Here is a 12,237-nt window from a genome sequence, read left to right on the forward strand (position 1 = left end):
GGGGGACGATCACCCGCCGGGCGGATTGGACGGCGGCACGGCCGGCCTGTCCGTCGTCGCATCGGCCGCGCCGACGGGCATGTCCGTCTCGAAGTCATGGCCGCCGATCACGCCGCGCACACAGTCCACCGTTCCTTCGTCGAGGGTCGGCGAGAGTTCGACATGCGTGATGCTGCCGCCGCTCACGTCGGGCTCGAGCCGCACCTGCCAACCCTGGAGATTGCACGCGCTCAGGATGGCCTGGGTGGTGTCGGCGAGTTCCTCCGCCGCCGGAGCGCTCGGGCCGGTACTTGCGCCGGGAAGCGAAGGCCCGGACGAGGGTTCGGTCGAGAAGGGCGGCTTCACGTAGGGCTGGTCCGGCACCACGATCGGGAGCGGGTTGCGAGTATTCTGGACGGAAGTCCCCGCCATGGCCTCCGTTGCCGAGAGCAGCAGGGCGAGCAGGCAGCTCGCGACGGGAAGGGGCGAAGCCATGGGCCGGGCGTGCCGGGCGCGACCTTTCCGGATCATGACGGCGGGATGAAGCCGTGGTGGCGGGACCGGCGCGGGAACTCGTCGGTCGCGCCTTCGGCGGGGAAACCGCGCCACCGGTAGTCGTAGCACAGCGTGAGCAGGCGTTGACCGCTTCGGTTCGCACGGGACATGACGGCATCATGTCCGCCCGCCCCGTCGTCGCCATCGCCCAACCGCATCTCGCCGGCCTCGTTCCGCTGCTCGCCCCACGCTACGATCCGATCGCGCTCTGGCAGGCGGACGACGCCACACGGGCGGGGGAGGCACGCGCGATCGTGGTGGCGGGCGAGTTCGTGGTCGACAGGGCGGCGGCGGAAGCGATGCCCGCGCTCGGCCTCATCGCCTGCTTCACCGTCGGCTACGACGGCATCGATCTCGGCTGGGCGAGATCGCGCGGGCTCGCCGTCAGCCACGCCGTCGGCACCAACCAGGAGGATGTGGCGGATCACGCCATCGGACTCGTCCTCGCGGAGCGGCGGCGGATCGTGGAAGGCGACGTGGCGGTGCGCGGCGGCGGCTGGCGCGCCGACGCCAAGACGGTCACGCGCTCGCTGAACGGCGCGCGGATCGGCATCGTCGGGCTGGGCGCGATCGGCGAGGCGGTGGCGCGGCGGGCGGACGCGATGCGCATGGAGGTGGCATGGTGGGGGCCGAAGCCGCGCCCGGAGGCGTGCTGGCCGCGCGCCGACAGCCTGCTCGCGCTGGCGGAGGCGAGCGACATCCTCGTCGTCGCGGCACGCGCGCACGACGGCAATCGCGGGCTGGTCTCGGCGGAGGTGATCGCCGCGCTCGGCCCGCGAGGCCTGCTCGTCAACGTCGCGCGCGGCAGCCTCGTCGACGAGGACGCGCTGATCGCCGCGCTGCGCGACGGCACGCTGGGCGGCGCGGCGCTCGACGTGTTCGCGCGGGAGCCGACGCCGGCGGAGCGCTGGCGGGACGTGCCGCGCTGCGTGCTCACCCCGCACACCGCCGGCGCGACCGACGCCGCCGTGGCCGAGATGGCGGCGCAGCTCCTCGCCAACCTGGACGCCTTCTTCGCGGGCGGTCCGCTGCCCGGGGCGGTGGATTAGCGCCGGCGCCGACCTCATCGAGCGGCCAGCCTTGCGGCCATCGGCCACAAGGGGGACAAGTCGCCGACAGCGTACCCCGTGGGAGTAAGCCTGATGCTCGATCGCCGCGCCTTCCTGCTCGCCTCCGGCGCGAGCGCCGTCTCGGCCACGATGCCGGTAATCGCCGCGCCCCCGCCCGCCGGCCGCTCGCCCACGCTCGCGAAGCTGCTCGACGGCTTTTTCGAGGCGGGGCTGCGCCGCCGGCCCGAGAGCGCGACCCAGCTCGGGCTCGACAAGGGCGCCGACGCCGACCTGCGCGCTAGGCTCACCGACCTCTCGGACGCCGGCCGCGCAGCGCAGCGTGCCGAGACGCAGCGCGAGCTCGCCCGGCTCGGCACCATCGATCGCGCGACGCTCTCGCCGGCCGATCGACTGGATTACGACGTCGTCCTCTACACGCGGCGTTCGGCGGCGGACGTGCAGCGTTTCGATTTCGGCGGCTCGGGCTACGGCCCCAGCCCGTACGTCGTCAGCCAGCAGACCGGCGCCTACCAGTCGGTGCCTGACTTCCTCGATACCAAGCACCCGATCGCGACCGCGGCCGATGCCGACGCCTATCTCTCCCGCCTCTCCGCCTTCGCGACCCAGCTCGATGCCGAGACGGCGCGGATGCGCCACGACGAGGGCGTGGGCGTGGTGCCGCCCGATTTCATCCTGGACCTGACGCTGGCGCAGATGGCGAAGCTGCGCGTGCCGGCATCGCAGGCGCTGGTCGTCACCTCGCTTGCAAGGCGCGCGACCGCGAAGGGACTGGGCGACACGTACGGCGCGCGCGCGACCACAATCTACGAGCGCGAGGTGCTGCCCGCGATCGATCGGCAAATCGCCGAGATCCAGTCACTGCGCGCCAAGGCGACGCACGACGCCGGCCTGTGGCGGCTCCGCCAGGGCGAGGATTTCTACTCGGTGGCGCTCCGCACCACCACCACCGACAGCCGGTCGCCCGAGGACGTGCACCGCTTCGGGCTCGACGAGGCGCGCGCGATCTCCTCCCGCCTCGACGCCGAGCTTCGCCGACAGGGCATGACCAAGGGCGGCATCGGCAAGCGGATGGCGGCGCTCTACAAGAATCCGGCGCAGCTCTACCCGAACACCGATGCCGGAAAGGCTCAGGCGATCGCCTACTGCAACGCCAAGCTGGACGCGATCCGCGCCAAGCTGCCGACCGCCTTCAAGCGCATTCCGCAGTACCAGTTCGAGGTGCGCCGGGTGCCGCCGCAGACCGAGGCCGGCGCGGCGTCGGCCTTTTCGCAATCGCCCGCGCTCGACGGATCGCGACCGGGGCTCGTTTACTTCAACCTGCGGGATGCGGCGGAATGGCCGAAGTTCTGCCTCGCCACCACCGTCTACCACGAGGGCCTGCCCGGCCATCAGTTCGAGGGCGGGCTCGCGCTGTCCAACACCGATCTGCCGCGCATCCGCAAGACTGGCGGCTTCTCGGGCTATGCCGAGGGCTGGGCGCTCTACGCCGAGCAGCTCGCCGACGAGATCGGCATGTACGACGACGATCCGCTCGGGCGGCTCGGCTACCTCAAGTTCCAGCTCTTCCGGGCGAACCGCTGCGTGGTGGACACCGGCATCCACCATTATCGCTGGGGGCGCGAGAAGGCAGTCGCCTACTTCGTCGAGCAGGAGGGCGAGGCGTTGGGCTTCGCGGCGCGCGAGGTGGAACGCTATTGCGTGACGCCGGGGCAGGCCTGCTCCTACAAGATCGGCCACTCGGTGTTCACCGGCCTGCGCGAGCAGGCGAAAGCCAATATGGGCCAACGCTTCTCGCTGCCCGACTGGCACGAGGCGGTGCTCGGCCTCGGCCGCGTGCCGCTCGACATCCTGCGCCAGGAGAACGAGGCCTGGAGCGCGGCGCGGACAACGTGATCGGGCGTTCCGCATGATCCTGTTCGAGGCGATCCGCGCGATGCTGGTGGCGGTGCTGGTGCTCAACGCGCTCGCGGCGCGCATCGGCGTGCCCTAACCCGCGCTGCTGGCGCTGGCGGGCGCGGGGCTGGCGCTCACCTCCGCCACCGCCGACCCGAAGCTTGCCATCGACCCGGCGCTGGCGCTGGCGCTGTTCGTGGCGCCGGTGCTGCTCTACGCCGCCTACGACACCTCGTCACGCGACCTGAAGGCGCGATGGATCCCGATCGACGGGCTGGTGCTCGTCGCGATCGGCGTCACCACGGCGTCGGCGGCGGCGGTGGCACGCCACATGATGCCCGATCTCGGCTGGGCGGCGGCGATCGCCTGGGCGCCATCGTCGCGCCTCCCGGATGCGCGACATCGTGACGCTCGCTGCCGCGATCGCACTGCCCGACAGCTTACCGCACCGCGACGCGCTGCTGTTCGTTCAGCAGGCGACAGCCGCCTGAGAGACCCGACACCTCCTCCACCCGCGCTGGCGTCAGCTTCGCTCCCCAGCGCGGAGCATCTCGCCGGCGAACGGCGCGCGCACCGCATTCTCCCCTCAGCGGCGACAAGTCGGAAGCAAGCACGGGCGAGAAGCACGACCTGCACGACTCGCGTCGTCGCCGATTGCCCGGCTCGAGGAGCGTTGTTGGAATTGGATCTGCGGTCGCTGGCGATTTACCGCCGTGTCGCCGTGACTTCCACGATGTACCAACTTTGTTCTGTCCTACAGCTTTCCACCCTGCTCTAGCTCCTCGCCGTCGACCGCTTCGGCTGCGCGACGCTCGCATGGAGGAGCCTGGACCATGTACTTACCGAATAGCGGGTTCGACATACCCGACGGCACGGCCGGAACGATCGGTTTCGCGACCGTCGCCAAACGACCACCGAGCCGCACCACCTTCGCGCCGACGAGCGCGATCCCGCCGATCCCCTATGGCGCGCTGACCGACACGGCCGCGAACACGCTACGCGACGCGTCCGGCAACCGGCGCGTCGGGCGCGACACGGCGGATACCGATCCGCTGCCGCTCAAGGATCTCGTCGCCGGCAAGGGGATGCTGTACGGCACCACGATCCAGGGCGACGCCGCGATGAACGCCCCCGGGCCCACCGGCTACGCCACGCGCAAGGACTGGATCTCCGCCAACGTCGACCTGTTCGTGCCGGGATCCGTGATGATGCCCGACAACTTCAACCCGGCCGACGGCACCTTCAACTCCGGCGCGATCAACAACTTCCTGTCGGACGCGCGATCGCGCGGCAAGCTGGTGCGCGCGCACTGCGCCTTCTACCCCAAGCGCGATATCGGCACCTGGATCGACCGGGCGCTCCAGCAGGACCCGAGCCGCTGGCAGACGCTGCTCTCGGCACGGATCGACTTCCTCGCCTCGGTGCTGACGCCCTACACCGACATCATCACCAATATCGACGGCATCAACGAGGTGTTCACCTCGTCCAACGTCAATCCCGGCGGCTGGCGCACCAATCCCTGGAACACCGCCGTCGCGACGCTGGCGGGGCGCACCGCCGCCACCGCCACAATCGATGATTACCTCACGCCCTGCGTGTTCGCGCTCAGCCGCCTGCGCAGCCGACTGCCCGGCATCGACATCTACTGGTGCAACGACCTGTCGGAGCAGCAGGGCAGCGGCACCTTCCTCACCTACGGCGCCAATGTCCGCGCCGGCATCCAGCAGGCGCGCGACGCTGGCGCCCCCGTCGACGGCTATAACTCGCAGGGCCACCTGCAGAACAGGCTGGCGTTCAGCGCCGTCAACCTGCGGACTTTCTACCGGAACCTGACCGTCACGGACGGTCTGAAGCTGATCGTCGGCGAGCTCGATACCCACACAGGCTCGTCCTACGTGCCCAAGGACACGCGCTATCCCAGCGAATACTCGATCCTCGAGTATGACCGGATCAGCGCCGACATGGTGAAGGCGTTCCTCGACGTGGCGCTGCCCTTCATCGTGTCGTCGGGCGGCGGCCAGCTCGTCTCGTGGACGCTCGACGATGGCTACAACGCGTGGACCGCCGCCTTCGGCGAGCCCGCCGGCGAGCGCCCCTGCCCTTACGACGCCGCCTACCAGCCCAAGCCGCAGCTCACCGCCATCCGCAACGCCCTCCTGGAGATCTGATCATGGCCGACATCAAGAACAACCTCTCCGCCACCACCGATCCGGCTGGCGCCAACGACAGCTCGCAGGGCTATGCGGTGGGCTCCACCTGGTGGCACAAGACCGACGGCGTGCTGTGGGAGTGCACCGACGCCACGACCGGCGCGGCGCTCTGGGTGCGCGTCAACGGCAACGCGCGGCCATGGGGCAGCCACCAGCTCCGCACGCCCGATTACATCAGCTCGTGGAGCGCGACCCAGTGCGCCGCCGACACGCTGGTGATGTTCCCCATGACCTTCCAGCAGAAGATGGTGGTGGACGGCATCGGCATCCGCTGCACCGTCGTCGGCTCGGCGGGCGCCGCCGCGCGGCTGGGTATCTACCGGCACGATCAGAGCACGGGGCTGCCCGCCGCGCGCAAGGCCGATCTCGGCGAGATCGCGCTGGACAGCGGCACCGGCAACAAGACAATCACGCTCGCCTCGCTCCAATATTTCGATCCGGGCATCTGGTGGCTGGCGTGCGTGCTGAAGGGCGTGGCGACCATGCCGACGCTGATGCGCGCCGGCGCCGCCGTCAGCGGCGCGGTGCCGGTGGGAGACGGGCTCGATCCGTTCACCAACAACCCGCGCTACGTCGCCGCCGCCTTCCCCTACGCGGCGCTGCCCGGCACCGCGCCGACGATGGCGTACAGCACCGGCGTCGACGGCGTCGGCCTGTACCTGCGCAAGGCCTAACGAGCATGCCCGCCGCCTTCCGTCGTGGCGGCGGGCACTTCGCTAAAGAAAGTTCCTGCCATGTTAATGCCCGCGAAACTGCGCTAGATCATGCCGATCCGCGCGCGAGGGGGACGGGCGATGAGCGATCCGACGGCAGATCAGGCGAACGAGATCACTTACATCTCGGGCGTGACCGGGCAGGGCACGGTGGCGTCGCAGGCTTTCGCGAGCTGGAACGGCGACACGCCGGCCACCTACTCGACCTTCAGCTACCAGGCCAAGTGGGGTCCGGCGAGCGCCGGCGCCGGTGCCACCGTCAGCTACGCCTTCGCCGCGGCCTCCAACTGGTCCGCCGCCGAGAAGCAGGCGTTCGCCACGGCGATGCACCTGTGGTCCGACGTGGCCAACATCAGCTTCGTCGAGGCGGGCGCGACATCGGCGCAACTCACGCTCACTCGCGCGCATGACGGCACCGCGTCCGGCGGCATCAACCGCCTCTATCCAGGCGCCGAGGGCTCCGCCACGCTGGGCACCGCGATCAAGGCCGCCGTGGCGATCGACACGTCCGTCGCCGGCTTCGGCCCGATCGGCGGCAGCGCCTCCGCCTATGGCGGCTATCCGTGGATGACGCTGGAGCACGAGATCGGCCACGCCATCGGCCTCGGTCATGCCGGCGCGTATGACGAAGACGGCCGCACGACCGACGATTACGCCGTGAACGGCGGGTATGACAGCCGCCTCTACTCGATCATGTCCTATCACGACGTCAGTTCTGTCAGGATCTATCCGACGACGCCGATGCTGCTGGATGTCGCGGCGGCGCAGCGCCTTTACGGACTGCCTGCCAGCTCCCCTCTCTCGTCGGGGGGCCAGGTGTTCGGCTTCCATTCCAACATCCAGGGCGACACCGCGGCCTTCTACGACTTCTCGGTCAACACGACGCCTTACATCACCATCTGGGACGGCGGATCGAACAACACGCTGGATCTGTCGGGCTTCTCGGTCGGCTCGACTGTGTCGCTGGTCGATGGCACGCTCAACAGTGTCGGCACCTACTACCAGAATCTCGGGATCGCCTATGGCACGCGGATCGATACGGTGATCGGCGGCAGCGGCGGCGACCGGCTGAGCGCCAACGCGAACAGCGACGTCGTCATGGGCGGCAGCGCCGCCGACACGCTTGTCGGCGGCACGGGCAACGATCACATCTACGGCAACACCAGCATGTCGGTGCAAGGCTCCACCGACGGCGGCGACGACATCCAGACGGGCGGCGGCAATGATTACGTCAACGGCAATGCCGGCGACGACATCATCACCGCCGCCTCCGGCGACAACCGCCTGTACGGCGGCGCGGGCCGCGATCGCATCATCGCGAGCAACGGCAACAATCACATCAACGGCAATCTCGGCGAGGACTATATCGAGGTCCATACCGGCAACAACGTCATCTTCGGCGGACAGGGCAACGACAGCATCGAGTTGTTCGACGGCAACAACGTCGTCTCCGGAGACGCGGGCGACGATCACATCCGCGCCCAGAGCGGCTTCGCGATCATGACGGGCGGGCCGGGCAGCGACTCCTTCCTGTTCTCCCAGTCACCGGTGGATCGCCCGGGAGCGCTCGCCGGCTACATCGACGAGATCACCGATTTCATGCCCGGAGCGGATCGGATCAACATCGGCGGCAAGTCCCTCACGCTGCTGCACGATGCGAACGGCACCGTCTTCTCGACGGTCGCCGACGCGCGCGCCGACGCGCAGGCGCTGATATCGGGCCACGCCGGCTTGTTGGAGGCGGCCGCCGTGCAGGTCGGCTCCGACACCTACCTGTTCTGGGGCAACGACTTTCGCGGCGAGGTGGTCGATTCGGCGGTGCGGATCGACCATGTCTCGGCCGGAGACTTCACGCAGGCCAGCCTCTCCACCTCGTACTGAAGGCGCCCCGTGCTGGCGGCCCGCCGCCGGTCCTCCTATCTCCGCCTCTGGCCCCGCACCAGAGAACGGATATAGAACCCGCCCATGAGCCTGACCCACATCTCCGTCCGCGGCGCGCGCGAGCACAACCTCAAGGACGTGTCGCTCGATCTGCCGCGCGACAAGCTGATCGTCATCACCGGGCTTAGCGGATCGGGCAAGTCCAGCCTCGCCTTCGACACCATCTACGCCGAGGGGCAGCGCCGCTACGTGGAGTCGCTCTCCGCCTATGCGCGCCAATTCCTGGAGCTGATGCAGAAGCCCGACGTCGATCATATCGAGGGGCTCTCGCCCGCCATCTCGATCGAGCAGAAGACGACCTCGCGCAACCCGCGCTCGACGGTGGCGACCGTCACCGAGATCTACGACTATATGCGCCTGCTGTGGGCGCGCGTCGGCGTGCCCTACTCGCCCGCCACCGGCCTCCCGATCGCGGCGCAGACCGTCAGTCAGATGGTCGACCGCGTGCTGGCGCTGCCCGACGGCACGCGCTTCCTGCTGTGCGCGCCCGTCGTGCGCGGGCGCAAGGGCGAGTACCGCAAGGAATTGGCCGAGTGGCAGAAGGCCGGCTACGGCCGCGTCCGCATCGACGGCACCGTCCACGAGATCGAGGACGCGCCCGCGCTCGACAAGAAGTACAAGCACGACATCGACGTCATCGTCGACCGGCTGGTGGTACGCCGGGGCGAGGATGCCGCCAACCTCGCCACCCGGCTGGCCGACAGCTTCGAGCAGGCGCTCAAGCTCGCCGAGGGCATGGCCTATGTCGACGTGCTGGGCGACGCCCCCGACGCCGCAGCCGCTCCGTCCAAGAAGATGAAGGGCGTCGAGCTGCCCGCCGGCGTCGCCGAGCGCATCACCTTCTCCGAGAAGTTCGCCTGCCCCGTCTCCGGCTTCACCATCCCCGAGATTGAGCCGCGCCTCTTCTCGTTCAACGCGCCGCAGGGGGCGTGTCCGGCGTGCGACGGGCTGGGCGAGAAGCTGTATTTCGATCCGGACTTGGTCGTCCCCAACCAGAACCTGTCGATCAAGCAAGGCGCAGTGGTGCCGTGGGCGAAGAGCAACCCGCCCTCTCCCTATTACATGCAGGTGCTGGCCAGCCTGTCGCGCGACGCGGCGTTCGATCTCGCGACGCCGTGGAACCAGCTCGCGCCCGAGCAGCAGGCGCTGATCCTCACCGGCTCCAAGGGCCGCGCCGTCACGCTCAAGTTCATCGACGGCAAGAAGAGCTACGAGGTCAAGAAGCCGTTCGAGGGCGTAATCGGCAACCTCGAACGCCGGATGCTCCAGACCGAGAGCGCGTGGATGCGTGAGGAGCTGGCGAAGTACCAGTCCGCCCGCCCCTGCGAGGTGTGCGACGGCGCGCGGCTGAAGCCGGAGGCGCGCGCGGTGAAGATCGCCGGCGAGGACATCTCGATCGCGTCGCGCCGCGCGGTGGGCCCGGCGCTGAAGTTCTTCCGCGAAATGCCGGAGCATCTATCCGACCAGCAGCGCCAGATCGCCGAGCGTATCCTGAAGGAGATCGTCGAGCGGCTGGGCTTCCTCGACAATGTCGGGCTCGATTATCTCAACCTCGATCGCACCTCGGGCACGCTGTCGGGCGGGGAGAGCCAGCGCATCCGCCTCGCCAGCCAGATCGGATCGGGGCTGTCGGGCGTGCTCTACGTGCTCGACGAGCCCTCGATCGGGCTGCACCAGCGCGACAACGACCGGCTGCTTGTCACGCTGCGACGGCTGCGCGATCTCGGCAACACCGTGATCGTCGTCGAGCATGACGAGGACGCGATCCGCACCGCCGACCATATCGTCGACATGGGGCCGGGCGCGGGCGTCCACGGCGGCGCGATCATCGCGGAAGGCACGCTCGCCGATATCCTGGCGCATCCGGACAGCGTGACGGGGGACTATCTCTCCGGCCGCCGCGCCGTCTCGGTGCCGGCCCGGCGCCGCAAGGGATCGGGCCGCAAGCTGACGATCAGCGGCGCGCGCGCGAACAATCTCAAGAACGTGTCGGCCTCGATCCCGCTCGGCACCTTCGCCTGCATCACCGGCGTCAGCGGATCGGGCAAGTCCACCTTCACCATCGACACGCTGTTCGCCACCGCCGCGCGCACGCTCAACGGCGCGCGGATGCAGGCCGGCCACCACGAGAAGATCGAGGGCCTCCAGCATCTCGACAAGGTGATCGACATCGATCAGTCGCCGATCGGCCGCACCCCGCGCTCCAACCCCGCCACCTACACCGGCGCCTTCACCCAGATCCGCGACTGGTTCGCAGGCCTGCCCGAGGCGCTGGCGCGCGGCTACAAGCCCGGCCGCTTCTCGTTCAACGTCAAGGGCGGGCGCTGCGAGGCGTGCAGCGGCGACGGGCTCATCAAGATCGAGATGCACTTCCTGCCCGACGTCTACGTCACCTGCGACGTGTGCCACGGCCGCCGCTACAATCGCGAGACGCTGGAGGTGACGTTCAAGGGCAAGTCGATCGCCGACGTGCTCGACATGACGTGCGAGGACGCCGTCGAGTTCTTCAAGGCGGTGCCCGGGATCCGCGACAAGATGGCGATGCTGGTCGAGGTGGGGCTGGGCTACATCAAGGTCGGCCAGCAGGCGACCACGCTGTCGGGCGGCGAGGCGCAGCGCGTGAAGCTCGCCAAGGAGCTGTCGCGCCGCGCTACCGGCAACACGCTGTACATCCTCGACGAGCCCACCACCGGCCTTCATTTCGAGGACGTCCGCAAGCTGCTGGAGGTGCTCCACGCGCTCGTCGAGCAGGGCAACACCGTGGTGGTGATCGAGCACAACCTGGAGGTCATCAAGACCGCCGACTGGATCGTCGACCTGGGCCCGGAAGGCGGCGACAAGGGCGGCGAGATCGTGGCGGTGGGCACGCCGGAGACGGTGGTGAAGGAGCCGCGCAGCTACACGGGGCGATATCTGGCGCCGTTGCTGGGGGCGCCGGCGGCGGCGACGGGTGAGAGGGTGGCGGCGGAGTGAAGCGTGGGAGATAGAAAACTTCGGCGAACCCTATTTTTCGCAAAGAATCCCGTCTGCGCTTTTTGCGCCGGTGCCCGTCAAGCAACCACCGAAGATCACCAGCCAGGAAGAGTTTTTTTCAGAAATCGCCAATGGCCTGAGGGTTTTGTGTTACCGGCATGCGAACAGTGCAACCGCGCTCCCGGGAAATCCGAGAAGCTTATGGCACTTTTCCTTCATGGTGAGTCGGAGGCGATAGATCGATCAGACTACCAAGATCTTCTCGTCTCGATAAATGCTGAATTTCCAAACGTGATCTCAAAGATGTTACCAAGCGCTAATCAAAAACGCTCCATGCTCAAAAAAACATGGTATTCCTCGAGAACCTGGTTTATCACTCTCGCAATATCCCGTAGTTATAATTGATCCTGAGTTCTGGATCGAGCATTTTACTTGTTTTTTTTGCCGGAAGTTAATGCTTGTTCTACACTACATGATTTTTGGACAGCCGCTATCTCGTACCGGCGGTGTGACTTCATGGTCTCATACCAACGTCGACCTGTTAGCTGGCCGAGTTTCGACTGATGCGTTAAAACTTCTCGAAAGAATCACCCTTCCTCAGAGATCAGCGAAGTTACTACACGATCAGCTTGTCATACGCTGGAATGTCATACCTGAACATACGACTGCTATATATGCAGCGCTCTTCCACAATATGTTTCTTGTGAGTGGAATAACAACTGAGAGTCTGGATTTTTTCACAGAAGACAATAAGGGTAAGTTCCTACCCCCCTTTAGCTAACCGCTTCAGAGGTCGGAGCTTGATGCGGGAATAGATCCCGCGTCGTCGGACGGCGCTCTCGGCGCCGCCGGCCGGGCGCGCCGCGCTTCGCTTGATTTAGCTCCGCTAAATCTGCACGCTGC

Annotated in this window: 7 protein-coding genes; 6 read left to right on the top strand and 1 reads right to left on the bottom strand. The window is 67.7% G+C overall.

The window, feature by feature from the left end; genetic code table 11:
• Positions 1-9: 9 nt before the first annotated feature.
• Positions 10-474, bottom strand: a complete 465-nt coding sequence (locus ACOFKX_RS14895; protein WP_419827861.1) for a hypothetical protein — start codon at positions 472-474, stop codon at positions 10-12.
• Between the two features lie 179 nt (positions 475-653).
• On the opposite strand from ACOFKX_RS14895, the gene ACOFKX_RS14900 reads away from it, so the two are divergent.
• The 6 genes from ACOFKX_RS14900 (at position 654) to uvrA (ending at position 11,334) form a co-directional block, all read left to right on the top strand.
• Entirely contained in the window at positions 654-1,583 is a 930-nt protein-coding gene (locus tag ACOFKX_RS14900) for a 2-hydroxyacid dehydrogenase (RefSeq protein WP_419827862.1), read from the top strand.
• Positions 1,584-1,676: 93 nt separating this feature from the next.
• Positions 1,677-3,497 (top strand): DUF885 domain-containing protein, encoded by a 1,821-nt coding sequence (locus ACOFKX_RS14905; RefSeq protein WP_419827863.1) that lies wholly within the window; start codon positions 1,677-1,679, stop codon positions 3,495-3,497.
• A gap of 833 nt (positions 3,498-4,330) precedes the next feature.
• A complete protein-coding gene (locus tag ACOFKX_RS14910) occupies positions 4,331-5,665 on the top strand; it encodes an endo-1,4-beta-xylanase (RefSeq protein ID WP_419827864.1) in 1,335 nt (444 codons plus the stop codon).
• Positions 5,666-5,667: 2 nt separating this feature from the next.
• Positions 5,668-6,381 (top strand): hypothetical protein, encoded by a 714-nt coding sequence (locus ACOFKX_RS14915; RefSeq protein ID WP_419827865.1) that lies wholly within the window; start codon positions 5,668-5,670, stop codon positions 6,379-6,381.
• Positions 6,382-6,501: 120 nt separating this feature from the next.
• Entirely contained in the window at positions 6,502-8,301 is a 1,800-nt protein-coding gene (locus ACOFKX_RS14920) for a M10 family metallopeptidase C-terminal domain-containing protein (protein ID WP_419827866.1), read from the top strand.
• Positions 8,302-8,385: 84 nt separating this feature from the next.
• A complete protein-coding gene (gene uvrA / locus ACOFKX_RS14925) occupies positions 8,386-11,334 on the top strand; it encodes an excinuclease ABC subunit UvrA (protein ID WP_419827867.1) in 2,949 nt (982 codons plus the stop codon).
• Positions 11,335-12,237 lie beyond the last annotated feature (903 nt).

Source organism: Sphingomonas sp. (assembly GCF_965200105.1).
In the GTDB taxonomy this organism is placed as follows: Bacteria; Pseudomonadota; Alphaproteobacteria; order Sphingomonadales; family Sphingomonadaceae; genus Solisphingomonas.

Coding starts and splice junctions, on each gene's coding strand:
- ACOFKX_RS14900 (WP_419827862.1), top strand. CDS start 654: ATGTCCGCCCGCCCCGTCGTCGCCATCGCCCAACCGCATCTCGCCGGC.
- ACOFKX_RS14910 (WP_419827864.1), top strand. CDS start 4,331: ATGTACTTACCGAATAGCGGGTTCGACATACCCGACGGCACGGCCGGA.
- uvrA (WP_419827867.1), top strand. CDS start 8,386: ATGAGCCTGACCCACATCTCCGTCCGCGGCGCGCGCGAGCACAACCTC.
- ACOFKX_RS14920 (WP_419827866.1), top strand. CDS start 6,502: ATGAGCGATCCGACGGCAGATCAGGCGAACGAGATCACTTACATCTCG.
- ACOFKX_RS14895 (WP_419827861.1), bottom strand. CDS start 474: ATGGCTTCGCCCCTTCCCGTCGCGAGCTGCCTGCTCGCCCTGCTGCTC.
- ACOFKX_RS14905 (WP_419827863.1), top strand. CDS start 1,677: ATGCTCGATCGCCGCGCCTTCCTGCTCGCCTCCGGCGCGAGCGCCGTC.
- ACOFKX_RS14915 (WP_419827865.1), top strand. CDS start 5,668: ATGGCCGACATCAAGAACAACCTCTCCGCCACCACCGATCCGGCTGGC.